Source organism: Actinoallomurus spadix (assembly GCF_024055725.1).
Lineage (GTDB): Bacteria > Actinomycetota > Actinomycetes > Streptosporangiales > Streptosporangiaceae > Actinoallomurus > Actinoallomurus spadix.
On record NZ_JAMXMX010000019.1, the window covers coordinates 1 to 23598 of the forward strand.

At 71.9% G+C, this 23598-nt stretch carries 24 protein-coding genes; 11 read left to right on the top strand and 13 right to left on the bottom strand.

Translation table 11 applies throughout. The features are described 5' to 3' along the window. Positions 1-30: 30 nt before the first annotated feature. Positions 31-1245: an MFS transporter gene (locus NE235_RS25375; RefSeq protein ID WP_252807247.1), complete on the bottom strand. Its 1215-nt coding sequence runs from the start codon at positions 1243-1245 to the stop codon at positions 31-33. A gap of 77 nt (positions 1246-1322) precedes the next feature. On the opposite strand from NE235_RS25375, the gene NE235_RS25380 reads away from it, so the two are divergent. After that, complete coding sequence (locus tag NE235_RS25380) at positions 1323-2294, top strand: LacI family DNA-binding transcriptional regulator (RefSeq protein WP_252807248.1); 972 nt, start codon at positions 1323-1325, stop codon at positions 2292-2294. On the opposite strand, the gene NE235_RS25385 is transcribed toward NE235_RS25380, so the two are convergent. Continuing rightward, positions 2291-2896: a Uma2 family endonuclease gene (locus tag NE235_RS25385; RefSeq protein WP_252807249.1), complete on the bottom strand. Its 606-nt coding sequence runs from the start codon at positions 2894-2896 to the stop codon at positions 2291-2293. The genes NE235_RS25380 and NE235_RS25385 overlap by 4 nt on opposite strands. Before the next feature lie 122 nt (positions 2897-3018). On the opposite strand from NE235_RS25385, the gene NE235_RS25390 reads away from it, so the two are divergent. Further along, a complete protein-coding gene (locus NE235_RS25390) occupies positions 3019-3804 on the top strand; it encodes a DUF1963 domain-containing protein (protein WP_252807250.1) in 786 nt (261 codons plus the stop codon). 100 nt (positions 3805-3904) lie between these two features. Beyond that, a complete protein-coding gene (gene mgrA / locus NE235_RS25395) occupies positions 3905-4930 on the top strand; it encodes an L-glyceraldehyde 3-phosphate reductase (protein WP_252807252.1) in 1026 nt (341 codons plus the stop codon). Between the two features lie 3 nt (positions 4931-4933). On the opposite strand, the gene NE235_RS25400 is transcribed toward mgrA, so the two are convergent. Both NE235_RS25400 and NE235_RS25405 read right to left on the bottom strand, forming a co-directional pair. Further along, positions 4934-5572 carry a hypothetical protein gene (locus NE235_RS25400; RefSeq protein ID WP_252807254.1) on the bottom strand — a complete coding sequence of 213 codons (639 nt, stop codon included), beginning with the start codon at positions 5570-5572 and terminating at the stop codon, positions 4934-4936. Beyond that, entirely contained in the window at positions 5572-6969 is a 1398-nt protein-coding gene (locus NE235_RS25405; RefSeq protein WP_252807255.1) for a selenium-binding family protein, read from the bottom strand. Before NE235_RS25405 ends, NE235_RS25400 begins: the two co-directional genes overlap by 1 nt. Before the next feature lie 211 nt (positions 6970-7180). Here NE235_RS25405 and pdhA point away from each other — a divergent pair, with 211 nt between their 5' ends. The 3 genes from pdhA to NE235_RS25420 all read left to right on the top strand — a co-directional run bounded on the left by pdhA (position 7181) and on the right by NE235_RS25420 (position 9239). Then, positions 7181-8260 (top strand): pyruvate dehydrogenase (acetyl-transferring) E1 component subunit alpha, encoded by a 1080-nt coding sequence (pdhA, locus tag NE235_RS25410; protein ID WP_406567635.1) that lies wholly within the window; start codon positions 7181-7183, stop codon positions 8258-8260. A 178-nt stretch (positions 8261-8438) separates the two neighbouring features. Beyond that, positions 8439-8672 (top strand): hypothetical protein, encoded by a 234-nt coding sequence (locus NE235_RS25415; RefSeq protein ID WP_252807259.1) that lies wholly within the window; start codon positions 8439-8441, stop codon positions 8670-8672. 246 nt (positions 8673-8918) lie between these two features. Then, complete coding sequence (locus NE235_RS25420; protein WP_252807261.1) at positions 8919-9239, top strand: GroES family chaperonin; 321 nt, start codon at positions 8919-8921, stop codon at positions 9237-9239. 80 nt (positions 9240-9319) lie between these two features. On the opposite strand, the gene NE235_RS25425 is transcribed toward NE235_RS25420, so the two are convergent. From NE235_RS25425 to NE235_RS25440, 4 genes are all read right to left on the bottom strand, one after another. Continuing rightward, on the bottom strand, positions 9320-10054 hold the full coding sequence (locus tag NE235_RS25425) for an SDR family NAD(P)-dependent oxidoreductase (RefSeq protein ID WP_252807263.1): 735 nt from the start codon (positions 10052-10054) through the stop codon (positions 9320-9322). A 209-nt stretch (positions 10055-10263) separates the two neighbouring features. Next, on the bottom strand, positions 10264-10698 hold the full coding sequence (locus NE235_RS25430; protein WP_252807265.1) for a hypothetical protein: 435 nt from the start codon (positions 10696-10698) through the stop codon (positions 10264-10266). A 126-nt stretch (positions 10699-10824) separates the two neighbouring features. Continuing rightward, the gene (locus NE235_RS25435; RefSeq protein ID WP_252807267.1) at positions 10825-11520 is read right to left on the bottom strand and encodes a maleylpyruvate isomerase family mycothiol-dependent enzyme; all 696 of its coding nucleotides are present in this window, start codon (positions 11518-11520) and stop codon (positions 10825-10827) included. A 67-nt stretch (positions 11521-11587) separates the two neighbouring features. Further along, complete coding sequence (locus tag NE235_RS25440) at positions 11588-12001, bottom strand: hypothetical protein (RefSeq protein ID WP_252807269.1); 414 nt, start codon at positions 11999-12001, stop codon at positions 11588-11590. Positions 12002-12174: 173 nt separating this feature from the next. On the opposite strand from NE235_RS25440, the gene NE235_RS25445 reads away from it, so the two are divergent. Both NE235_RS25445 and NE235_RS25450 read left to right on the top strand, forming a co-directional pair. Beyond that, a complete protein-coding gene (locus NE235_RS25445) occupies positions 12175-13356 on the top strand; it encodes a homogentisate 1,2-dioxygenase (RefSeq protein ID WP_252807271.1) in 1182 nt (393 codons plus the stop codon). 282 nt (positions 13357-13638) lie between these two features. Continuing rightward, complete coding sequence (locus NE235_RS25450; RefSeq protein WP_252807273.1) at positions 13639-13998, top strand: hypothetical protein; 360 nt, start codon at positions 13639-13641, stop codon at positions 13996-13998. 144 nt (positions 13999-14142) lie between these two features. Here the strand turns inward: NE235_RS25450 and NE235_RS25455 are convergent, their stop codons facing one another. Genes NE235_RS25455 through NE235_RS25470 form a run of 4 tightly spaced genes read right to left on the bottom strand, consistent with a single transcriptional unit; the run spans position 14143 to position 19411 of the window. Next, positions 14143-15756, bottom strand: a complete 1614-nt coding sequence (locus NE235_RS25455; RefSeq protein WP_252807275.1) for a dipeptide ABC transporter ATP-binding protein — start codon at positions 15754-15756, stop codon at positions 14143-14145. Next, positions 15753-16742, bottom strand: a complete 990-nt coding sequence (locus tag NE235_RS25460) for an ABC transporter permease (protein ID WP_252807277.1) — start codon at positions 16740-16742, stop codon at positions 15753-15755. The genes NE235_RS25455 and NE235_RS25460 overlap by 4 nt, the downstream gene beginning before the upstream one ends. Beyond that, entirely contained in the window at positions 16739-17698 is a 960-nt protein-coding gene (locus NE235_RS25465; RefSeq protein ID WP_252807279.1) for an ABC transporter permease, read from the bottom strand. Before NE235_RS25465 ends, NE235_RS25460 begins: the two co-directional genes overlap by 4 nt. 9 nt (positions 17699-17707) lie before the next feature. Then, positions 17708-19411: an ABC transporter substrate-binding protein gene (locus NE235_RS25470; protein ID WP_252807280.1), complete on the bottom strand. Its 1704-nt coding sequence runs from the start codon at positions 19409-19411 to the stop codon at positions 17708-17710. Between the two features lie 214 nt (positions 19412-19625). On the opposite strand from NE235_RS25470, the gene NE235_RS25475 reads away from it, so the two are divergent. Beyond that, a complete protein-coding gene (locus tag NE235_RS25475; RefSeq protein ID WP_252807282.1) occupies positions 19626-20555 on the top strand; it encodes a hypothetical protein in 930 nt (309 codons plus the stop codon). A 333-nt stretch (positions 20556-20888) separates the two neighbouring features. Next, complete coding sequence (locus NE235_RS25480) at positions 20889-21581, top strand: COG4315 family predicted lipoprotein (RefSeq protein ID WP_252807284.1); 693 nt, start codon at positions 20889-20891, stop codon at positions 21579-21581. Positions 21582-21589: 8 nt separating this feature from the next. On the opposite strand, the gene NE235_RS25485 is transcribed toward NE235_RS25480, so the two are convergent. Further along, on the bottom strand, positions 21590-22345 hold the full coding sequence (locus NE235_RS25485) for a M50 family metallopeptidase (RefSeq protein WP_406567636.1): 756 nt from the start codon (positions 22343-22345) through the stop codon (positions 21590-21592). Positions 22346-22454: 109 nt separating this feature from the next. Here NE235_RS25485 and NE235_RS25490 point away from each other — a divergent pair, with 109 nt between their 5' ends. Beyond that, the gene (locus NE235_RS25490; protein ID WP_252807288.1) at positions 22455-23579 is read left to right on the top strand and encodes a DegT/DnrJ/EryC1/StrS family aminotransferase; all 1125 of its coding nucleotides are present in this window, start codon (positions 22455-22457) and stop codon (positions 23577-23579) included. Positions 23580-23598: the final 19 nt, after the last annotated feature.

The following is a 23598-nucleotide window of genomic DNA, read 5'->3' on the forward strand; positions in this document are numbered from 1 at the left end:
CGCCCCCCACGCCAGGGATTTCGGTCGCGGTCAACGGCTCACCGAGTCCGCGGCATCCGGCTCGCGGGCCGCCACGGCTGCCGGGCCGCCGATCGGGCCCGCGAGGAGGATGACGAGGAAGGCCAGGACGCCGCCCGCGCCGGCCACCGCGAAGGCCGCGTGGACGCCGCCCGCGTCGCCCGCCAGGCCGGCGAGGGCCGCGCCCGCCGAACTGCCGACCCCGAAGGCCGTCACCAGCCAGGCGAACGCCTCTGTCACCGTGCCGCGCGGCGCCAGGTCGTCGACCAGCGTGAAACTGCACGCCAGCACCGGCGCGAGGAACAGCCCGCTGGCCATCGCCAGCACCGGCATCACCGGGAAGCCCGGCGCCCACGTCAGCGGGACGTAACCGGCCGCGAGACCCGCCATCAGCAGCACCAGGCGCCGGTGCGCGGGTCCGGTGCGGGGCCGCAGGCCGTACGCGATCCCGCCGGTCAGCGCGCCCGCGGACATGAGCGCCAGCAGCAGGCCCGAGGCGTACGAGAGGTGGCGCGCGTCGGCGTACGCGACCACCGCCACGCTGAACACGCCGAGCGACACGCCCACGCAGGTCAGAGAGATGATCAGAACGCGTATCCCGGGGGAGCGCAGCGGGCCGGCCCAGTGCCCGCCGCCCTGCTCACCGCGCCACTCGCGTGAGGGCGGGGACGTCGTGACCACGAGCGTGCCGGCGATGCCGAGGGCGCCGGTGAGGATCAGCGCCGTCTCCGTGGAGACGACCGCGGCGGCGACCACGAGCAGGGGACCCAGCGTGAACAGCAGTTCCTGGGCGGCCGCGTCCAGGGCGTACGCGGCGTGGACCTCCGCGGGCCCGTTCAGGACGGAGGGCCAGAGCGCCCGCAGTCCCGCTTCGAGGGGCGGCGTCGCGAACCCGGCCAGGATCACCGCGGCCGTCGCGGCGACCGGCGACCGTCCGCCGACGGCCGCGAGCAGCGCGAACCCCGCCGCCGCGGCCGTCGCCGCGGACGCCAGGATGCGGGGCTGGCCGTAGCGGTCCATCGCGCGTCCGAGCACCGGCTGTCCCGCCGCCGTCGCGAGGCCGTTCACCGCCGACAGCACCCCGGCGAGGGTGTATCCGCCGCCGTGCCCGCGGACGAACAGCACGATCGCCAGCGCGGCCATGCCGTTCGGCAGCCGGCCGAGGAGCGTGCCGCCGAGCAGCCGAGCGGCGTGCGGTTTACGCAGGACGTCGAGGTAGGCGCGCATCTGATCCTTGTCATACGTATTACAGAAGTCTCCGGTCATACGTATCACTCATCGATGCGCAGGTCTAATCTTTTGTCGTGTCCAAGAGACCGACCAGCCGGGACGTCGCCCGGGTCGCCGGGGTCTCCCAGTCCACGGTCTCGATCGTGCTGGCCGGGAAGGCCGAGGGCAGGGTCAAGCCCGAGACGCGGCAGGCGGTGCACGAGGCCGCGCGGCGCCTCGGCTACCGCCCGAACCTCGCCGCCCGCAACCTCCGGCTCGGCCGGACCCGCACGGTGCTCCTGGTCGTCCCCACGCTCACCGGCCCGGTCTTCGGCCCGATCTACGCGGGCGCCGCCGAGGTCGCCGCCGACCGCGGCTTCGGCCTCATCGTCCATCCCTGGCCCGACGACGCCGGACCGGCGCGCAGCCAGGTCGACACCCAGGCCATCGAGGGCGTTCTCGCCTCGTCCATCGTCGGCGGCGTCACCGACTTCGGCGACCTGCCCGTCGTCCTCATGGACAGCGATCCGGCCGCTCCGGCGCCGACCATCAACTTCGACGTCGCCGGGGGCATGCGTGCCATCGCCGGTCACCTGGCCGCGCTCGGCCACCGCCGGATCGGTCACGTGGCCGCCGCCGTCGACGCCTGGACCTTCCGCGTGCGCGGCGAGGCGCTCGCCGACGCGTTCCCCGGGTCTCTCGTCCGCCGGACGGCCGCGATCGACGTCGCGGCCGCCCGGCAGGCCGCCCTCGCGCTGCTGGACCGGCCGGGCCGCCCGTCGGCCCTCGTCTGCGACGACGACGTGATCGCCGCGGGCGCGTACAAGGCGGCCCGCGCGCTCGGCCTGGACATCCCCGGCGACCTGTCCGTCACCGGCTTCGACGACGTCCTGCTCGCCACCGCCCTCGAACCGGAGCTCACGACCATCCGGCTGCCCGCCGAACACCTGGGCGCGGCGGCCATGACAGCCCTGCTCGAACTCCTCGGCGGCCGCCGCCCGCCCGGCGTCTCCCTGCCCGGCGAGCTCATCGTCCGCCGGTCCACCGCCCCGCCCGCGTCGCCCTAACGCGGCAGGTCGTCCAGGTCGATGTCGATCGGGAACGGCACGGGCACGCTGAGCTTGCCGTGGTGGATGCCCGTCACGGCGTACGTCCTGGTCGCCGGGTCCAGTTCGTACACGTAGACGACCGGACGGCCGCCGTCGTCCTCCACCCGCCAGAAGTGCGCGATGCCGGCCTCCGCGTACCGCGCCGGCTTCAGCTTCCGGTCCCGCTCCTCCGACTCGGGAGAGACCACCTCGACGACGAGATGCACCTCGTCCGGCGTGTAGAACGTCCGGTCGAGGTCGTCCGCGGCGGCGGCGTCGATCACGAGCACGTCCGGACAGGGCCGCATTCGATGCCCCAGCTTGACGTCCATCTCGCTGAGAGTGAACAGATGAGGCGGCACCTGTGCGCTGAGACTCACCCTGAGCCCGTGAATCACATAGTCGTGGAAGCGTTTCTGGGGGGACATGAAGACGAGGGCTCCATCGATGAGCTCGACATGCTGGAAGAAGTCGGGTTCGCCGTTCGGACCCTCGGGGGGCAAGTGGTCCATGTCATCGGCGGTCCATCCCCACGGGGGAGGGGACGGCCAGTACTCCAGTGCGCTGGTCACGTCGTGCATGCTAGGTCGATCCCCATCGCGATGCGTGCTCATTCGAATCTTTTCCGTAACCGAACTCTCGTCGTCACCTCATTCTGCCCTCGGCGGCAGGGGATGTCGGTCGTCGCTGCTTCAATCGGCGGATGGACTTCCGCGAGTCACTCGCCGAGATCGAGGCGCTGTGCGCCGAGCACGTTCCGGGGGCGGCCGGCCCGCAGCTGGCGGCGATGGCGCTGCCAGGGCTCATGCTCGATCCGGTGGACGACGGGCACCTCGCCACCGGGCGCTGCCGTCTCGGGGGCCCGGCCCTGCTGGAGCCGGGCACGCCCTGGCCGGAGTGCGACGGCATCCCGCTCAGCCTGCTGGCCGTCCTCGACACCGATCCGCTCGCCGGGTGGCTCGGCGACCGGCTGCCCTGCCGCCCCGGCCTGCTGAACTTCTTCTACCTGGACCCGGATCTCGACTACGACGACTACCGGCACATCGACTTGTTCGAGGACGCCCGGGTCTGGCGGGTGATCCCGGCCGACCCGGCGCGCGCCGAGTCGGTGGCGGCGCCGGCCGGGGCCCGCTCCTTCGCCGCCACGCCGCTCCGGGCGTCGCCGATCCCGACCCTCCCCGACCAGTGGGACCCGGCCGTCGACGGCCTCGACTTCGGCCCGGACCGTGACCTTCCTCCCTGCCTGGAGGTGGGCGAGGTCTGCGGCGCCTGGACCGAGCGCTACGGCGATGGGCTGCACCGGGCGTTCGGCTGGCCGTCCCTGCTCCAGGGCCCGCTGCAGGCCGAAGGCCACGTGCACCTGCTGCAGATCGACGGTTTCGACCGCTGGACGTTCGGCGACGCCGGGGTGCTGTACTACACGATTCCGGAGGACGCCCTGCGCGCGGGCGACTTCACCCGGGTGGTCGCGGAGGGGCAGTGCTGCTGACCCCGCCGGGCGGGTCCCGCGCGGGCGGCAGCCCTCGGAGCTGCGGTTTCGCCGGACTCGGTGTTCGGCGGGCCGAGCCGGGGGTGCAGACTTGCCAACCATGAGTTACCAGGCCGCCGAGAACAGATATGACCAGATCCCCTACCGCCGGACGGGGCGCAGCGGGCTGAAGCTGCCCGCCGTCTCCCTGGGGCTGTGGCACAACTTCGGAGACGACAAGCCGCTGGAGACACAGCGGGCGATCCTGCGCCGCGCGTTCGACCTGGGCGTCACCCACTTCGATCTCGCGAACAACTATGGGCCTCCTTACGGCAGCGCGGAGACCAACTTCGGGCGGATCTTCAGGGAGGACTTCCGGCCGTACCGCGACGAGTTGATCCTGTCGACGAAGGCCGGTTACGACATGTGGCCGGGTCCTTACGGTGAGTGGGGGTCGCGGAAGTACCTGCTCGCCAGCCTGGACCAGTCGCTCGCCCGGATGGGCGTGGACTACGTCGACATCTTCTACAGCCACCGGTTCGACCCGGAGACGCCCCTCGAGGAGACGATGGGCGCGCTGGACCACGCCGTACGGTCGGGCAAGGCGCTGTACGCCGGGATCTCGTCGTACTCGCCGGAGCGCACCGCCGAGGCCGCCGCGATCCTGCGCGAGATGGGCACCCCGCTGCTGATCCACCAGCCGTCGTACTCCATGCTGAACCGCTGGATCGAGGGCGGCCTGCTCGACACCCTCGAGCAGGAGGGCGTCGGCTGCATCGCGTTCTCGCCGCTGGCGCAGGGCATGCTGACCGACAAGTACCTGGGCGGCATCCCCGAGGGCTCGCGGGCCAGCCAGGACAAGTCGCTGTCCCGGGATCTGCTCACCGGGGAGACCCTCGCGCACGTCCGCACGCTCAACGAGATGGCCGGGGAACGCGGCCAGACGCTGGCCCAGATGGCCATCGCCTGGACGCTGCGCGACCCGCGGGTCACCTCGGCCCTGATCGGGGCGAGCAGCGTGGCGCAGCTGGAGGACAGCCTCGGCGCGCTGAAGAACCTCGACTTCAGCGACGAGGAGCTCGCCGCGATCGACGCCGACGCGGTCGAGGCCGGCATCAACCTGTGGGCCGCCTCCAGCGCCCACTGATCGTCACACGGCGATGAGCAGGGTGGCCGCGCCCGCGCCGATGAGCGCGGCCGCCCACAGCCGGTCCAGGTTGAACCAGGCGCGGCGCAGTACGGCCAGGCCGACGACCTCGTACACGAGCACGGCGATCGTGCCGGCGACGATGAACATGGCGAGCGTGTGCACGCCCGTCACGAACACCGCCGCCGTCACCGCGCTGCCCGCGCCCGGCGTCATCCCGTGGGCGTGGCCGGGCGCGGTCACCGCGCCGTGGGTCAGCACGGGCAGCAGCATGAGGCCGGCCCCGTGCGCCGACGACATGAGGAACGACCAGCAGGCGAGCTGCCAGAGCGTCAGCCGCATGCCCACCCAGCGGAAATGGCGGCGGGACAGCAGCCGCCACAGGCCGAACCCGACCAGCACGGCGCCGCCGCCGATCGACACGATCCGGGAGGTCAGCACCGACCCGGTCACCGTGACCACGGCCGCGATCACGAACACCGACGCGGCGTGACCGGCCGCGATCGCCGGCAGGGACTGCAGGACCAGGGCCCGGGACCGCTCCTGCAGGCCCCGGGCCACGGCGAACAGCCAGCCCATGCCGGGGTTCAGCCCATGGAAGGCGCCGAGGGCGACCAAGGCCACGAGCGAACCGTCGTTCATCACGGGTAGCAGTACGAGTCGGAGGACGCGTCACCGCCCTGGAGACGGGTCTGGTGCGGGCGCAGCCCGCGGAAGTCGTCGCCGTGCGGGAAGAACCTCTCGTCGATGGTGAAATCGTCACCTGAGTCGATCTTGGCGGCCCACGCGCCGACGCCGTCCGGGTAGAACTGGTCGTCCCAGGGCCCGTACAGGGAGTTCGTGACGTAGACGCGCCGGCCGTCGCGGCTGACCTCGACCATCTGCGGGCCGCCGGCGAGCGGCAGGCCGGGCGCCGCCGGGTGCGGGGTGCGGCGCACGATCCCGCCGATCCGCACCGAACCAGCCTCGACCGGGTTGAACGGGTCGGACACGTCGTAGCGCTTGAGCTCGCCGGTGCCCCAGCAGGAGACGTACAGGTGCCGATCGTCCACCGACAGGTCGATGTCGGTGACGAGCGGCGGCACCGCGCCGAACGGCGCGATCACCGGCGGCAGAGCGCTGGAATCCGCGGGCTCGGCAGGAATCGTGATGACCTTGCGGGCCTTGAACTCGCCGTCCTCGCGGTACCAGACCCACACCGAGGCGGACAGGTCCTCGACGCTGACGACGACGCCCGCGAAGCCGTACGTCCTGGTCGGGTCGTGCGCGGGCCGCAGTTCCAGGACCATCTGGTGCTCGTCGCCGAGGTCGACCGTCTGGACATGACGGCGTTTGCGCAGGTCCCAGAAGTGCAGGGCGTGGCCGTACTCGCGGCCGAGCAGTAGCTCGGCGTTCACGCCGTCCTCGATCATCGAGGGCGTGCCCCACTCCGAGGTGACCATGACGTCCTGCGTGAGGTGCCACCAGAAGTCGTACGCGAGGTGCTGCGGCCCCCGGTCGGCCTCCCAGGCCCCCACGACCTCGAACGAGTCGTGGTCGAGCACCGCGATGCCCCCAGGACCGTCCTGTCCATTCGCACCGCCCAGCGCGGAGACGTACAGCCCGTCGGGGCCGCAGTGCACCGTGTGCGGCCGGGAGTAGCCGGCGCGTTCGGCCAGCTCCTCCGGCTCGATGACCTTGACGATCGACGGTTTGAGGGGATCGTCCTTGACGTCCAGGACGTGGATCCGGGAGGAGCGCAGGCCCGGCACGACGAGGTATCGCCGCTCGACGTGGGGGTGCGGAGCGTTGGGGCACAGGGCGCTGCTGCAGGCGTTCCACCCGAAGTGGTGCAGCTCGTCGCCGGTGTTCGGCAGGTCCGTCCAGCCGACCACGGAGCCGTACGAGGTGGAGTCCGGGTCGACGTCGACGACGGCGATCGCGTCGGGCCGCTGGGCCGATCGGTCGAACGCGGCGGTGTAGGCCAGCGTCTCGGGCGGAGCGTCGACCGCTTCCCGGGGGGACGGATAGAAGGTCGGATCCGGTCTCCACAGAGCCATGTCACGCTCCTTGCGGCGCGGGGTCGTCACCCAACGTACAGGCGCTCTCACGGATTCATCCTGCCCCAAGTTCCCTATCGGATCAATGGGGATTATGGTCCGTCCGGAATCGCTGTGACCTCGGCACCGTCCGGCGTGGTCCTCCCGCACCACTGAGCCGAACGGGGTTCAGGAGGCTCCAGGTCACCCGGGTGACGAGACACCGCCCCCGATGCTGGCAAAATCAACTCGTGTGACCGACCTCGTGCAGCTGCTCACCCCGGAGGGGGAGCGGATCGACCACCCCGGATATCCCTTCGAGATCAGCGCGGAGGAGGCCCGGGCCCTGTTCCGCGACATGACGCTCGTGCGGCGGCTCGACGTCGAGGCGATGGCGCTGCAGCGGCAGGGCGAGCTGGGCCTGTGGGCGCCGCTCCTCGGACAGGAGGCGGCGCAGATCGGCACCGCCCGCGCCCTCCGGCCGGAGGACTTCGTCTTCCCCAGCTACCGAGAGCACGGCATCGTGTACTCCCGGGGGGTGCCCTTCTCCGACCTCCTGGAACTCTGGCGGTGCACCTCCTTCAGCGGCTGGGACGCCGAGAAGTTCCGGATGGCCGGATACACGCTGGTCATCGGCGCTCAGACGCTGCACGCCGTCGGCTACGCCATGGGCGTGCAGCGCGACGGGGCGGAGGAGGCGGTGCTGGCCTGCTTCGGCGACGGCGCGACCAGCCAGGGCGACGTGAACGAGGCGTTCGTGTGGGCGGCCACCCAGAACGCGCCCGTCGTCTTCCTCTGCCAGAACAACCACTGGGCGATCTCCGCGCCGGCGGAGACGCAGGCCCGGGTGCCCATCTACCGCCGCGCCGCGGGCTTCGGTTTCCCCGGCGTGCGGGTCGACGGCAACGACGTGTTCGCCTGCCTGGCCGTGGCCCGTACGGCGCTGGAGCGGGCGCGGGCCGGCGAGGGGCCGACCCTCATCGAGGCCGACACCTACCGGATGAGCGCGCACACGAGCTCCGACGACCCGAAGCGCTACCGGGCCGACGCGGAACTCGAGGAGTGGCGGCGGAAGGACCCGATCGAACGGCTCCGCGCCTACCTCACCAAGAACGATCTGGCCGGTGAGGACTTCTTCGCGGCACTCGAGACCGAGGCCGACGAGCTCGGCGCGCGCGTTCGCGCCGATTGCCGGGCGCTGCCCGACCCGGACCCGCGGGAGATGTTCGATCACGTGTACGCCGGCGCGCACGCGCAACTGGCCGAAGAACGCGCGGCCTTCCACGCCTATCTCGACACGTTCGCCGACTGACGGGAATGATGGGACCGAACGCCGCACGTGGCGGGCGCGCCGCCGGCCGGTCGACCGGCCGGGGGAGGGGGGACGCCGGGCCGTGCGGACCGTTCGTCTACGATTTTTTGCGTCTCGGCATCCGCGGTGGTGACCGTGCCGACGACGGCCCGCACCGCCGCCACTCCAAGGAGAAGCGTTGAGCAGCCCGAGTACCAAAGACAACCTGGATCTCGCCGAGCACGCGCGGGACCTGGCCGACCGAGCGCCGGCCGGATCGCTGGAGAAGGCCGCCGCCGGGTCCGTCGCCGTCACCTGCGCGACCACCCGTGACGTCGAGCAGGCCCGGACCGTCCTCGGCGGCGTCGTCCCGGCCGACGTACGCCAGGCGGCGATCGCCCTGCTCGAACGGCTCGCCGCCGGCCAGGCCTGACCATCCGGCGGCGGATCGCCCGGCGGAGGCCCGCCGCGTTGATCCGCCGACGCGAGGTGATCGCTCAGTGGAAGCCTGCGGCGTGAGCCGCCGCCCACCGGGCGAACGCGCGGGCCGGCCTGCCGGTGATCCGCTCCACGCCCGGCACACCTCGGGCGGGTGTTCGGCCATGCCGGCGAAGCCCACCGGAGACCGTGTCCACGGCCGGTCCGTAGCACAGGCTGCCATCTCGGTAGAATCCCGACTGTGGCCGACCCGAAGTTCGAGATACAGATGCTGCACGACCGCGTCATGGTGCGCCCCGAGAAGGAGTCGGGAGAACGCCGCAGCAGCGGAGGCATCGTGATCCCGGCGACCGCCGAGCAGTCCAACCGGCTGGTGTGGGGCGAGGTCTGCGGAGTCGGTCACAACGTGCGCACCGTCAAGGTCGGCGACATGGTGCTGTACCACGACGAGGACCAGTACCAGGTCGAGGTGCAGGGCGAGCAGTACCTCGTGATGCGCGAGCGCGACCTGCACGCCGTCGCGAACGAGCGCCCCGAGTACGGCACCGGCCTCTACCTCTGACGTTCGCGTCCCTGGGCACGCCGTGGCGCGCCGGGGCCCGGCTCACGGCGGCAGGTGTGGACCCCGGGACTGCGGCCGGTTCAGTCGTACCTGCGGCCGGTGCGCGAGGAGAGACGGCCCGCGAGATTTCGCGGGATCAGCTTGCCGAGGCCGACCAGGGCCTTGTACTGCACGCCGGGCACGCTGACGGTGACGCCCTTCCGGAAGTCGCGTAGCGCGTCCGCGACGACCCGGTCGGCGTCCAGCCAGAACGGCTTAGGGATGCCCGAGACGTTCATCTCCGCCCGGTCGTGGAACTCGGTGCGCACGAAACCGGGGCACAGCGCCATGACGTGGACGCCCGGGACGTCCGCGGCCACGCCCTGGCTGAACCCCACCACCCACGCCTTCGACGCTCCGTACGTGCCGCGTGAGAAGAACGCCGCCACGGAGGCGACGTTGATGACACCGCCGCGCCCGCGTTCCCGCATGCCGGGCAGGGCCGCGTGCGTCAGCCGCAGCACCGCCTCGCAGTGCACCCGCAGCATCGCCAGTTCGTCCTCGAGAGGGACCTGCAGGAAACGCCCCTTTTGCCCGAACCCGGCGTTGTTGACGACGAGGTCGGCGTGGCGGGCGGCCTCCTCGCCCTTGGCGAGACCGTCGTCCGTGGCCAGGTCGGCCACGACGACCTCGGCGTTGCCGCAGTCCTCGGCCGCGCGGGCCAGCCGCTCCGCGTCACGGGCGAGCAGGATCAGGCGGAAGCCGTCCGCGGCGAGCCGCCGGGCGAACGCCGCGCCGATTCCCGCGGTGGCGCCGGTGATGAGGGCAGTGGGCATGACCTCAGGTTATCCGCCGCCGATCCGGACCGATCTTGCCGCGGTCACGGCCACCGGCACACCCGCCCGCGTCGGTCACCGCGGCGACATGGCACGAAGGCCGCCCCCTGGGAAGAAAGGGGACGGCCTCCGTGAGCACGAACCATTCGACGATCACCGCGCCGACGGACGGCTCGGCCGCCGGTGTACGGATCAGGCGCGGCCGCAGATCACTTGTGCACCGTGGCGCAGGCGGCGCCCGCGTGGTTCACGTACGCCTTCGTCGGCGCGACGCCGGCGCAGAGGCGCGTCTTGTTGGGGAACTTCTTCTTGACGATCAGCTCGATCGACGGCACGTTCTTGAACTTCTTCTTCGCCCAGAGGATGTAGAACTTGTGCTTGGGCGCGGCCACCTCGATGTAGGCCCAGCCGGAGACCTTCGTACCCTTCGACGCCTTGGTCTTGCTCCAGACGGTGACGGTGTCGACCTTCAGTCCCTTGCCCTTCACGTAGGCGCAGAACTTGGAGCCGCACGGCCAGGCGCTCTCCGTGTGCACCGTGCCCGCGCTCGCCGTGTGCACCGTGCTCGCGCTCGCCGTACCGCCGGTGAATGCCAGACCGGCCACCGCGACGGCGCCGGCGAGGGCCATGGAGAGTCTCCGCATGTTTCTCCCTTGGGGTGATCTTGTGCGACGAGATCACCCTAGGGACGCGAAGGGCCGCGACACAGAGTCTGCGGACTCAACCGGAGAGCAGGACCCGAGACCTATTCGTGGTGCCGTCGAGACCTGTCAAGCCAGGCAGCGCAGGGCGTCGCGGAGGCCGGTGTCGAGCGGATGGCCGCCGGGCAGGCGTCCCACGGTGGCCTCGACGAACTCCGCCGGGGTCAGCCGGCCCAGCGCCTGCGGCGTCCGCACCACCAGGTCGCCGTCGTCGTCCTCGGCGACCTCCACCGGGGCGCCCTTCTCCGCCAGCGCGAACCGGCCGACGACGACGCGCCAGGCCGTGCGCTCCCGCGCGTCGTCGACCGGCACGCCGACGTCATCGCCGTGCGTGGCGTACTCGGAGGCGTAGTGGAACGCCTGGAGGCCGACCGGGTACGGCCCCGCCATCGTGGGCAGCCGCGCGTCGCGGCCGAGGTCGCGCATCCGCCGGCGGGTGTCGCCGCTCCGCGTGCGCCACTCATCGAGCACCTCCTCCACGGGCATGGCCCGGCGCGTGCGCACGCACCAGTCGTTGAAGCCCGCGAGGCCGGAGACGCCCTTCTTCTCCAGGCGGGACCACAGCCCGTCGAGGTCGTCGTCGAGGCAGGCGTGGTTGTAGTCCTCCTCACCGGCGAGATGGGCGAGGACGTCGCGGACCGTCCATCCCTCGCATCGGGACGGCCGCGTCCAGTCGTCGTCCTTCAGGCCGCTGAAGAAGCGGTCGAGGCGCTCGGCCTCGCCGTCGAAGATGGCGAACGGGTCGAGATCATCGAGTGTCGTCACGCCCGTCCTCCTGCCCCAGGGACGCCGGGCCATGCCGGTCCGGCGCGATGCCGCGGGGAATGCCGGTTCAGAAGCGGTAGTGGAAGCCGACGCCGTACCGCGCGAGCTTGGCCGACCTGCTGACCTTGACCCCGGTGAGGGTGAACTGCCCGACCTTGACGGACTGAGGCGTCGTCGAGGCGGTGAACCTGCGGCTGGTGCGACCGGAGACGTCGGTCACGATCACCTTCACCTGTCCGGCGTGCGCGGCGCCGGTCTGCACCCGCAGGCCCGCCGTGGTCTTCGTCGTGCCGGCGGCCTGCCACCAGGCTCCCGTCTTGGCGTGCCGCTTGGCGGGCGAGTGCGACGCGGTGGCCCGCGCGGACGGAGACCTCTTCCGGGCGGCGCCCTGTTCGCGCCGCGCCGCGCCGGCCGGGTCGCTGCAGCCCGCCAGCAGCCCGAGCGCGACGATCACAGCCGGAAGGCGTACGCCTCCGCGCATTCTTCCTCCTTATTGAGCGACGGGAGAAAACCTTAGCCGCTGGCGGGCCTCCCGGTGACCACGGCCGTACCGCCGGGCTCCGGCCGGCGCCGGGGCTTCTGGCGGTCGCCGGGGCGCACGGCCTACAGTCGGCAGTGAAGGTGATCGACGCTTTTCCGAGATCCGGAGTGGAGATGCCCTATTACCGCGCCGTCGGGGAGATCCCCCGCAAACGGCACATTCAGTTCCGCAGGCCGGACGGCGGGCTGTACGCCGAGGAACTGATGGGGGAGGAGGGGTTCTCAACCAACTCCTCGCTGCTCTATCACGTGAACCCGCCCACGGCGATCGTCAAGAGCGAGGGCGTGGACCTGCCGGCGCACGCCACCCGCACGTCGCCCAACCATCCGCTGCTGCCGCGCCACTTCAAGATGCACGAGCTGACGGCCGGGGGAGACCCGGTGCTCGGACGGCGGCTGCTGCTCGCCAACGAGGACGTCCGCATCTCGTACGTCGCCGCCGACACGGACGGCGAGCTGTACCGCAACTCGGTCGGCGACGAGTGCGTGTACGTGGAGGCCGGCCGCGCGCGCCTCGAGTCGGCGTACGGACCGCTGGACGCCGGCCCGGGCGACTATGTCGTGATCCCGACCGGGACCATCCACCGGTTCGTCCGCACCGATCCGGCCGAGCCGCTGCGCCTCATCGTCTTCGAGGCCTCCGGGCACATCCGGCCGCCGAAACGCTACCTGTCGCAGTACGGCCAGTTGCTGGAGCACGCGCCCTACAGTGAGCGCGATCTGCGCGGCCCCGCCGAGCCGCTGGTCTTGGAGGGGGAGGACGTGCCCGTGCTCGTCCGCACCCGCGCGGGCCTGTCCCGGCTGACCTACCGGAACCATCCGCTCGACGTCGTCGGCTGGGACGGGTTCCTCTACCCGTTCGCGTTCAACATCGCCGACTTCGAGCCGATCGTGAAGCGCACCCACGCGCCGCCGCCGGTGCACCAGACGTTCGAGGGCCCGAACTTCGTCATCTGCTCCTTCTGCCCCCGGCCGCTCGACTTCGACGAGGCGGCGATCCCGATTCCGTACAACCATCACAACGTCGACTCCGACGAGGTGATGTTCTACGTCGCCGGCGATTACACGGCGCGCCGCGGCTCGGGGATAGACATCGGGTCGATAAGCCTGCATCCCTCCGGATTCACCCACGGCCCGGCGCCCGGCGCCGTGGAAGGCGTCATCGAGGCGGTCGGGAAGGGCCTCAAGACCACCACGGAAACGGCTGTGATGATCGATACGTTCCGGCCGTTGAATATCGGGGGAGAGGCGTTCTCCGTCGAAGCGTCCGATTACGCCTGGAGCTGGGCTCGCTGACCCTCGTCTCCGGGAGGAACGCCGGAGATGTCGAGGCTGCCGTGGCTCGAATCGGCCATTGACGGCCTTTTCGGCATCTCCGGTCGGCGTCGCCCATCTTTCATTTCCAACATCTCCCCAGGAATGCGACGTCTCGCCGGGTCGCGCACGGTAATCGGGAATGACCGAGTGTGATCAAAGGTCGTCCGGGTAGTAGTGGCGATGGATCCGAAAGGCCGCCGATAAAGGCGGTCGAAAAGGTCCGTGCAACGCAGTTCCTGCTACCTCAAAACGGAGATCTGCATGCGAAAGATGTACGCGCTCGGAACGGGAACGATGGCTCTCGCCGCGGTCGTGGCGACCGGTCTGGCCGCCCACGCCGACAAGGGCGAGCCGCCCGCACCGCCGGCCGCCCACCAGGCGGCGACCAGCGGCTACCAGGTCGTCGTCCTGCCCAACGCGAACGTCCCCGCCTTCCAGCGGCGCACCGTCTACTGCCCGGCCGGCAAACACGTCATCGGCGGCGGCGGCGAGGCCCGGGGCAACGGGGCCATCCTTGTCGGCAGCTTCCCGACCTCCGACGGCCGCGGCTGGATCGCCCTGGGCCGGCAGCCCGGCTACAGCACGGTCGGAATCAGCGTCTACGCGATCTGCGCGTACTGACCCGGCCGCGGTCCACCGCCCGGGACGAGGCCGGTGGACCCGCGTGACCCGCACATCCGCGTGACCCCACGGCGCCGGCCGCTCGAATCCTCGGGCGGCCGGCGTCCGCGTTCCCGCCCGCCACGCCTCACCGGACCCGGTCCGTCAGGCCAGGGCGGGCACCGCCGCGAGCAGGGAACGGGTGTACTCGTGCGCGGGGGCGGCGTACAGTTCCTCCACCTCGGCGAGCTCCACGAGTGCGCCCCCGCGCAGCACCGCGACCCGGTCGCTCACCTGGCGGATCACCGCGAGGTCGTGGGACACGAAGACGATTGTCAGGCCGTAGTCCTCCTGCACGTCGCCCAGCAGGTCGAGAATCTGCGCCTGCGTCGAGACGTCGAGCGCGGAGACCGCCTCGTCGCAGACCAGCAGCCTGGGCCGCAACGCCAGCGCCCGGGCGATGCCCACGCGCTGGCACTGCCCGCCGGAGAACTCATGCGGGTAGCGGTCATGACGCGCCGGTTCCAGGCCGACGCGCTCCATCAGCTCCCGCGCCGTTCTCCGCGCCTCGCCGTCGGGCACGCCGCGGACCCGCAGCGGGTCGGCGATGGCGTCGCCGACGGTCCGCCGCGGGTTCAGCGAGGACACCGGATCCTGGAAGACCATCTGCATCTCGCGCCGGACCTGGCGCAGCCGCTTCTCCGGCAGCCCGGTGACCGTCTCACCGTCGAACACGATCCGTCCCGACGTCGGGGGCAGCAGCCCCACCATCATCCGTACGAGCGTGGTCTTGCCGCTGCCGCTCTCCCCGACGACACCGAGGGTCTCGCCGCGCCGTACGTCGAGTGAGACGGCGTCCACGGCGCGCGTCGTCTCGCGTCGCAGGCCGCGTCCGGGCCGCCGGAACTCCCGCGTGAGGCCCGTCACGGTCAGCAGGGGCTCCCCGGGGTCGCGCCGGGCGTCGCGGCGGGCGTGCCGCGGAGCGTCGAGGCGGGGCACCGCGTCGAGGAGCGCCCGGGTGTACGGCCGCGCCGGAGCGCGCAGCACCTCGCGTACCGGTCCCTGCTCGACGACCCGGCCCCGGTGCATGACGAGGACCTCGTCGGCCGACCGCGACACCACGCCGAGGTCGTGCGTGACGAGGAGCAGCGCCATCCCGGTGTCGGCGCGGAGCTCGTCGAGCAGGTCCAGGATCTGCGCCTGCACGGTGACGTCGAGGGCACTGGTCGGCTCGTCGGCGACCAGCACCTCCGGTTCGCAGGCCAGCGCCATGGCGATGAGGGCCCGCTGCCGCATGCCGCCGGAGAACTCGTGCGGGCGCGCCCGGGCCCGCCGCGCCGCGTCCGGGATGCCGACCCGGTCGAGCACCTCCACCGCCCGCGCCCACGCGGCCCGGCGATCGGCGCCCGAGTGAGCGCGGTGGACCTCGGCGATCTGGTCTCCGATCCGGTAGTAGGGGTCGAGCGCCGTCATCGGATCCTGGAAGATCATCGCGATGCGCCGGCCCCGTACCCGGCGGACCCCTTCGCCGTCGAGTCCGTTGACCTCCACCCCGTCCGGGCCGCCGAGGAGGATCCGGCCGGTGACCCGCGCGCCCGTGGTCCGGTGCAGGCCCAGGAGCGCGAGCGCCGTCGTGCTCTTGCCGGACCCGGACTCTCCGACCACGCCGAGCGCCGCACCGGCGGCCAGGTCGAACGAGACCCCGTCGACGGCACGGAACGCGCCTTCGCCGGTGGAGTACTCGACACTCAGATCCCGCACCGACAGGACGACGCTCACGTGAGGACCACCCTCCGGTCGACCGCCGCGTACAGCAGGTCGGCGGCGGTGTTGGCCAGGACGACGGCCAGGCCGGCCGTCAGCGTCAGGCCGGCCACCACCGGCAGGTCGACGTTGTTCGACGACTGGACGATCAGCTGCCCGATGCCAGGGAGCCCGAACAGCGTCTCGGTGAGCATCGCGTTCACCAGCACCGCGCCGAACTCGACGGCGTTGATCGAGATCAGCGGGGTGAGGGCGCCGCGCAGCGCGTGCCGCCCGATGACGCGGCGCTCGGGCAGGCCGTAGGCGCGGACGGTCCGGATGTGGTCCTCCGACAGGGTCTCCAGCATGCCCGTGTGCGTCAGCCGCGTGAAGATCGCGGACTGCAGGATCGTCAGTGTCAGCCACGGCAGGACGAGGTTGCGCGCCCAGCCCGCCGGATCCTCGGTCAGCGGGACGTACACCGGGAAGTCCAGCCACCGCAGCCACCCGCAGAACACCATGAGCAGCAGCAGGCCGCTCACGAACACCGGGGTGCCGAGGCCGCCGAGGACGAAGACGGTGATGAGGCGGTCGGTGAGCCGCCGCTCCCGCAGCGCCGACACCAGGCCGAGGGCGACGCCGGTGACGGTCCACAGGACGAGCGCGCCGGCCGTGAGCGACAGTGACACCGGCAGCCGCTGGGCGATCAGGGAGAGCACCGGCAGGTCCGTCTGGAACGAGTAGCCCAGGCACGGCGCGGCGCAGTGGCTGACGTCCGGCCCCGAGCTGTAGTCCCGGCCGGCCACCAGGCCCTCCAGGAAGTGCCAGTACTGGGTCGTGATCGGCTGGTCGAGGCCGAGCTTGTGGTGGATGGAGGCGAGCTGACCGCCGTCGCAGCCCTTCCCGCAGACGAGCACCGCCGGGTCGGCGGGGATGGCGTAGAAGATGCCGTAGACGACGGCCGTCATCACGACCAGCAGCACGAGCAGGCTGCCGAGGCGGCGGAGCAGGTAGCGGGTCACCGGCGGCCTCGCAGGGACGCCTTGGGATCCAGAGCGGCGCGCAGGCCGTCCGCCAGCAGCGTGAACGCCAGGACGGCGGTCAGCAGCGACAGGCCCGGCACGAGCACGTACATCGGGTCCGCGCGGAACCAGGTGGTGGCGGTCGACAGCATCTGCCCCCAGGAGGAGGCCGGCGGATGCACGCCCACGCCGAGGAAGGACAGCCCCGCCTCGGACACCATGTTCCCCGGCAGCAGGATCGCCGCGTAGGTGAGGACCTGCGGCAGCGCGCCGGGCAGGATCTCGCGCAGCGCGATCCTGCCCGGCGACGCCCCCGACAGCCGGGCCGCGGCGACGTAGTCCCTGCTCTTGAGGGACAGCACCTGCCCCCGGGTGAGCCGGGCCGTGCCACCCCAGTTGAACAGCCCGATGACCAGCATCAGCAGCACCGGCCGGGGGAACGACTGCGGCACGATCGCCAGCAGTGCGATCGCGAACATCAGCTGCGGGAACGAGATGGCCAGGTCGATGAGCCGGCCCAGCGTGGCGTCGGCCCACCGGCCGCCGAATCCCGCGGCCAGCCCGACCGCCACGCCGAGCAGCAGCTGCACGACGAGCGTGCCGAAGGCGACGGCGAAGGAGATCCGCGCCCCGTACAGGGCACGCGCGAACAGGTCGCGCCCGGTGGTCGGCTCGACGCCCAGCCAGTGGTCGGCGCCGGCCCCGCCCAGCGCGCCGCGCGGCACGCCGCCGCGCGCGGAGTCCAGCAGCTGCGTGTGGAACGTCGTCGTGTCCTGCCCTTCCAGCGCGGTCAGCAGCGGCGCGAGGACGGCGGCCAGGACGAGCACGCCCGTGACGATCAGGCCGGCCATCGCGGGCCGGTCGGACCGCAGGCGGCGCAGCACCTGGCGGGCGCGGGCCGGCGACCCGGAGACGGCGGCGCCCGGGTCGCGGACCTCCGCGAGGACTTCACTCACGTCACCGGCTCACTTCACCGAGACCATGGCCACGTCGTACGAGCCGCGCCACTCGTCGAGGTAGGTGTTCTTGACGTTCTTGCCGTACAGCCGCAGGTAGATCGGGTGGAACAGCGGCACCGTGAGCGCCTGCCGGCCGAGCTCGGCGTCCAGCGCCCCCCAGCGGGGCCGCGCCTGCAGCGGGTCGGAGATCTTGTTGATCGCGTCGAACTCGGCGTTGACCTTCGGGTCGTCGTACTGGGCGAAGTTGTAGTTGCCGCCGTCCTTCAGGATCTGCCGTCCGTCGAAGATCGGGGCCAGGAAGGGGCCGCCGGTCGGCCAGTCCGCGCCCCAGCCGGACAGGAAGACGCCCGGCTCGTCGGACGGCTTCGTCTGCGCCGACCGGTAGCTCGCCTGGTCGTAGGCCTTCAGCCGCACGGTGACGCCCGCCTGCTTGAGGGCCTCCTGCACGGCCGTGGCGACCGCCGGGCCGTCCTGGTTCGCGTCGTTGTTGCGGTGCGCGAGCGTGATCGTCAGGTTCGGCAGCCCCGCCTGGGCCAGCAGCTCCTTCGCCTTGGCCGGGTTCCCGGTCGGGCCGGCCGGGAAGGCGTCGTACGGCTGGTAGCCGAACGCGGCCTGGTCGGGCAGGAACGTCGTGGCCGGCGTGGCGAGCGAGCTGCCGCCGACGGCGTTGACCGCCGCCTGCCGGTCGACCGCGTAGGAGATCGCCTGCCGCACGCGGACGTCGTCGAACGGCTTGACCTTCGTGTTGAAGGCGATGAAGTTCGTGTAGCCGAACCGGCCGCGCACGGTGCGCTTCTTCAGGTTCGGGTCGGTGGAGATGCGGGCCAGCTCCGCCGGGCTGAGGTCGGTGTCGGTGGTGATCGCGTCGGCGTCCTTGCCCGCACTGGTGCTGAGCCGCTGGTTGATGACGGCCGCGCTGAGGCCGTACGTCGCCTCGATCCGGTCGGGGCAGGCCAGCCGCTGGTCGTCGACCGCGCGCGACCAGTTGGGGTTGCGGACGAGCGTCAGGCTCTTGTCCTGCACGTGGGTCTGTACCTTGTACGGGCCGCTGGAGACCGGGTGCCTCTCGTACGCGGTGCCGCCGTCCTTGGCCTTCGGTACCGGGGTGAACTGCGTGGCCGTCGCGACGTACGGGAAGTCGCCTTCGGGCTTGCGCAGCTTGAAGACGATCGTCTTGTCGTCGGGGGTCTGGATCGAGTCCAGCTCCTCACCCTTGTACGGCCCCTTGTAGTCGGCGCCGCCGACCAGCCAGTCGCGCAGGTACGGGATGCCGCCCGGCAGCTCCGGCGCGAACGACCGCTCCACGCCCCACTTGACGTCCTTCGAGGTGATGGGCGTGCCGTCCTCGAACTTCAGGCCGTCGCGAAGGTGGTAGGTCCAGGTTCTGGCGTCGTCGCTCGGCGTCCCGGTGTCGGTGGCGAGGTCCGGGGCGACGGTCGTGCCGGCCTGACCGGGCACGCGCTTGCGCGTGGTCAGGGTCCGGAAGACGAGGGACGGGACGGCGCCGCCTCCGGAGGTGTAGATCCGTGCCGGGTCGAAGTGCTCGTCGGTCGCCGAGGTCTGGTCGAGGATGTAGAGCGTCCCGCCCTGGCAGCTCTGCGGATCGAACGCCGTTCCGGGCGAGGAGGAGGCCGGACCGCCGCCCGAGCAGGCCGTCGCGGCGGCCAGGACGGTGGCGGCGGTGAGCAGGATGGAGACTCTACGCATCATCGGCGGTGTTCTCATTCGGGGGAGGGAACGACGGTGCGGCCCGCCATCGGCGCGGGCCAGGCAGAAATATATACTTTCCTAGTAGGAAAAATAAACAACGGCCGAGAAGCGCGCCATCCGGTGTTCCCCCGCGGCCGGTTCCATGGTCGACTAGGGGTCCCCGAACCCGGCCGCACCTCGCGGGCCCCGCGGCGCGGCACCCGAACGGAGGACGATGAATCCACGGTGGGAGGCCTGGGACCTGCTGGGCGGCGAGTACGACGTCCGGGTGCTGGAGCCGTCTCCGCCCGCCGTGACGACACCCCCGTGGTACGCCGACGATCCCCTCGCCGGCCCGTACGGCGCCAAGCTCGTGACCCCCCTCTGCGGGCTCGGCCGCTCCTGGGACGACCTGGCGCGGGAGCGCCCCGAACTGGCCGGGTTCTGCGCGGACCGCTGGCTGGGTGCCTGGCGCCGCCTCGCTCCGCTGCCCCGGGACTTCGCCGCGACCCGCAGGACCCTGCACGCCCTCGCCGAGCACGTCGTCGCGGCCGCCCGGCACGCCGCCAACGGCAGGATCGGCCTGCGGTTCACCCGCGGCGGCTTCGGCACGCCCTACTTCGGCGACGACCGGCAGCTCCGCGTCGAGAACGGCCGGCTGGTCGTCGGCGACGCCGTCGCCTCCCCGGAGACCCTCGCGGACGCCGCCCGCCTGGCCGGTGTCCCGCTGGGGATGCCGCCCGACGCCTACTTCCCGCGGACCCCGGCCGACCCCGCGCTGCCCCTCACCGTCAGCCCGCCCGCCGCCGAGGCGCTCGGCGCGTGGTACGGCTTCGCCTGGTCGGTGCTGGAACAACTGCGCTTCGACGCCCGCGCGCTCGGCCCGGGCCGGGTGCAGCTGTGGCCGGAACACTTCGACGCCGCCGTGGACCTGGGGGACGAGGCCACCGGCCGGCGGGCCGCGTTCGGCGCGTCGCCGGGCGACGCCCAGCACCCCGAGCCGTACCTCTACGTAGCGCCCTGGGCCAAGAGGAAGGGCGCGTACTGGAACGACGACGCGTTCGGCGGCGCGTCCCTGCCGTACGCCGCACTCCTGACCGCCGGCGACCAGCGCGCCACCGCGCTCGGCTTCCTCCGCCGGGGCCTGGACACCCTGAAGGGCTGACCCGGCGCGATCGGAGGCGGGACGGCCCTCCGCCGAGCGGGGTCCGCGGCCCCCGGAGCGCCGCCGGATGATCCCGCACCGGCGGCGAAGAGGTCTTCCCGGACCGCGTCATGTTCGCGTCCAGTCTCGGCATACCCGGTCAAACATCCGCCTCGCCCGTTAAAGAAGTCGGCCGATTCAACTTCACGGGCCGCCGCGATGGGTAACCGAATTGCCGGGGCACATGGGCGGCCTCGGGAGAGACGCTCCCGGCTCGCGGACGCGGGGGATGACGGCGAATCAGGGCTGACGTCCGTACGTGCCCGCCCACGTCATCGGGGGAAAGGAACGGAAATGCGGAACGGAGTCATTGCCGCCGGAGTGCTGGCCCTGGGCCTGCTCGGCTCGGCCTGCGGCGAGGGCAGCAAGACCACGCCGGAATCGCAGGGCGGCGGGGGACCGTACGCCCAGCCTTCCAGCCCACAGGCCTCGCCTCCCGGGGTCTCCCCGTCGGAATCCGAGTCACCGGGGGCGTCCGCGCCCGCGTCGCCGGCGCCGTCCGAGTCGATGCCGGCCGCCGGCATGGGGGTGCTCAACGCCAAGAAGACGAGTCTGGGCACGATCCTGGTCGATGGCACGGGCCGGACGCTCTACGCCTTCGAGAAGGACAAGGGCCAGGGCGGCAAGTCCGCCTGTGAGGGCGCCTGTGCGAAGGAATGGCCGCCGTTCACCGCCGGCGGCGGCGCCGCCTCACCCGGTGGGTCACCCGGCGCGTCGCCCGGCGGCTCGCCCGGCGCGTCGCCTGGTGGGTCACCCGGTGGTTCGCCTGGTGGTTCACCGAGCGCCGGACCCGGTGTGAAGTCGTCCATGCTGTCGACGACGACCCGGTCCGACGGGACCAAGCAGATCGTCTACAACGGCTGGCCGCTGTACTACTACGCGAAGGACACGTCGCCCGGCGACATGAAGGGCCAGGGCGTCACCTCGAACGGCGCGCCGTGGTACGTCGTCGGTGCCGACACGGGGGCTCCGATCACGAAGCACTGAGTCACCGATCACCAGCCCGGCAGCCGCGGCATCGTGTCCGGCAGCAGCCAGGACCCGCCGGCCAGCAGTGCGGCGACGGCGACCACGCCGAAGCCGAACACCCACAGCAGGCCGGGCATGCCGGTCAGGCGGGCCAGTTGGTCGGCGTCGGAGTCGGGTGCGCGGCCCCTGGAGCGCTTGCTCTGCAGCTCCACCACGGGCCGCGCCCCCGCCAGCAGGAGGAACCACGTGAACGCGTAGGCGAACGCCGCCTGCACGGTGGCCGAGCCGTACCACGACACGGCGAAGATCACCGCGCCGGTCGTGACCACCGACACCACGCCGTACGCGTTGCGGACCATGACGAGGATCGCGGCGAGCAGGACGATGCTCGCCCACAGCAGGGCCGTGATGTGCCCGGCGGCCAGGAGCCCCGCCGCGCCCAGGCCCAGCAACGGCGGCGTCACGTATCCGGCGGACGCGGTGACGATCATCCCGGGCCCGTACGGCCGGCCGCGCGACACCGTCACACCCGACGTGTCGGAGTGCAGGCGGATGCCCTGCAACTGCCGTCCGGTGACCAGCGCCGCGAACGCGTGCCCGCCCTCATGGGCGATGGTGACGACGTTGCGCAGCGGATGCCACACCGAGCGGACGGAGACCGCCACGAGGGCCACCACGCCCGTGACGCCGACCAGCCACCACGACGGGTGCGGCTGCGTGCCGACGACCTCGTGCCAGACACCGCCGATCGTTGACGTGTGCAACGCCTCACCTCTCCTCATCGGCCAGCTCACCGTCCCGTACGAGGTACGACGTGTCCCGCCGCGGTGAAGTTTCGACCACCGGCGAACCCGCATCTCTCTTGGGAGCGGACAGTAGGGTAGGGAGCCTATGAGCGACCCGTTGATGAGCGTTTATCCCCCCTTGGAGCCGGCGACCCTGGTCACCCGGCGGTCTCTGCAGTTCCCGTTCAACTCGGACGGGCTGACGCTGACCCACCTCGGGCGTGGCGCGATCTGGCTGGCGCTGAAGGCCCTCGGCCTCGGGCCGGGACACCGGCTGGCCATGCCCGCCTACCATTGCGGCTCGGAGGTCGAGGCCGCCCGGCTGGCCGGCATCGAGGTCGTGTTCTACCGGGTGCTCCCCACGCTCGAGGTGGACCACGAGGACCTGTTCCGCGTGTCGCGGCAGTGCCACGCGACCTACCTCATCTCCTACTACGGCTTCCCGATGCCGCCGCTGCCGCCGGGCACGCTGGTGATCGAGGACGCCGCCCACGCGCTGTTCTCCTACGACGGCGGAGCCGCCATCGGCTCGCGCGGCGCCGCGGCGATCTTCTGCCCGCGTAAGTCCCTGGGCGTGCCGGACGGTGGCGCCGTGCTCATCCGGGACGGTCACATCGAGGCCCAGGGGCGGCCGCCGTGGAAGCGCATGGCCCGGTCGATGGCGTCGCAGAGCATGGGCTGGGCCGCCCAGTCGCGGGCGGGCGTGCTGCGGGCTCCCGCGACGAAGGTCTTCCGCAAGGTCAGCAAGGCCGAGCAGGCGGTCGAGGAGGGCACGCTCACCGAGGTCGTGATCGGCGAGTGGAACCTCGAGGTCGCCGACCTGGAGGTCGCCGCCTCCAAGTCGTCCCGGATGACCGAGTGGGCCGTCCACGGCGCCGACGGCGAGGCGATCCGCAGGCACCGCCGCCGTAACTACGCGATCCTGCTGAACGCCCTGCCCGACGTGGTCCCCCCGCGCTTCCGCGGCCTGCCCGACGGCGTGGCGCCCCTCTACTACCCCGTGCGCGTACCGCAGCGCGACCGGACCATCGCCGAGCTGCAGAAGCGCGGCGTGCGCTCGATCGAGATCTGGCCCGTGCCGCACCCGCTCCTGGACCGCCGGCGGTTCGCCGAGCTTGAGCCGCTGCGCCACGAGATGCTCGCCCTGCCGGTCCACCAGGGCCTGTCGGAGTGGCACATGGAGCAGGTCGCCAAGGCCGCCCGCGAGGCCATCATGGCCGCGCACCGATAGCAGGCCGTCAGGGAGCCAG

Excerpts from the sequence above, each read along its gene's own strand:
- NE235_RS25375 (WP_252807247.1), bottom strand. The coding sequence starts at position 1,245 with ATGCGCGCCTACCTCGACGTCCTGCGTAAACCGCACGCCGCTCGGCTG.
- NE235_RS25385 (WP_252807249.1), bottom strand. The coding sequence starts at position 2,896 with ATGCACGACGTGACCAGCGCACTGGAGTACTGGCCGTCCCCTCCCCCG.
- NE235_RS25390 (WP_252807250.1), top strand. The coding sequence starts at position 3,019 with ATGGACTTCCGCGAGTCACTCGCCGAGATCGAGGCGCTGTGCGCCGAG.
- mgrA (WP_252807252.1), top strand. The coding sequence starts at position 3,905 with ATGAGTTACCAGGCCGCCGAGAACAGATATGACCAGATCCCCTACCGC.
- NE235_RS25400 (WP_252807254.1), bottom strand. The coding sequence starts at position 5,572 with ATGAACGACGGTTCGCTCGTGGCCTTGGTCGCCCTCGGCGCCTTCCAT.
- NE235_RS25405 (WP_252807255.1), bottom strand. The coding sequence starts at position 6,969 with ATGGCTCTGTGGAGACCGGATCCGACCTTCTATCCGTCCCCCCGGGAA.
- pdhA (WP_406567635.1), top strand. The coding sequence starts at position 7,181 with ATGCTGGCAAAATCAACTCGTGTGACCGACCTCGTGCAGCTGCTCACC.
- NE235_RS25425 (WP_252807263.1), bottom strand. The coding sequence starts at position 10,054 with ATGCCCACTGCCCTCATCACCGGCGCCACCGCGGGAATCGGCGCGGCG.
- NE235_RS25430 (WP_252807265.1), bottom strand. The coding sequence starts at position 10,698 with ATGCGGAGACTCTCCATGGCCCTCGCCGGCGCCGTCGCGGTGGCCGGT.
- NE235_RS25440 (WP_252807269.1), bottom strand. The coding sequence starts at position 12,001 with ATGCGCGGAGGCGTACGCCTTCCGGCTGTGATCGTCGCGCTCGGGCTG.
- NE235_RS25445 (WP_252807271.1), top strand. The coding sequence starts at position 12,175 with ATGCCCTATTACCGCGCCGTCGGGGAGATCCCCCGCAAACGGCACATT.
- NE235_RS25450 (WP_252807273.1), top strand. The coding sequence starts at position 13,639 with ATGCGAAAGATGTACGCGCTCGGAACGGGAACGATGGCTCTCGCCGCG.
- NE235_RS25470 (WP_252807280.1), bottom strand. The coding sequence starts at position 19,411 with ATGATGCGTAGAGTCTCCATCCTGCTCACCGCCGCCACCGTCCTGGCC.
- NE235_RS25475 (WP_252807282.1), top strand. The coding sequence starts at position 19,626 with ATGAATCCACGGTGGGAGGCCTGGGACCTGCTGGGCGGCGAGTACGAC.
- NE235_RS25480 (WP_252807284.1), top strand. The coding sequence starts at position 20,889 with ATGCGGAACGGAGTCATTGCCGCCGGAGTGCTGGCCCTGGGCCTGCTC.
- NE235_RS25485 (WP_406567636.1), bottom strand. The coding sequence starts at position 22,345 with ATGAGGAGAGGTGAGGCGTTGCACACGTCAACGATCGGCGGTGTCTGG.
- NE235_RS25490 (WP_252807288.1), top strand. The coding sequence starts at position 22,455 with ATGAGCGACCCGTTGATGAGCGTTTATCCCCCCTTGGAGCCGGCGACC.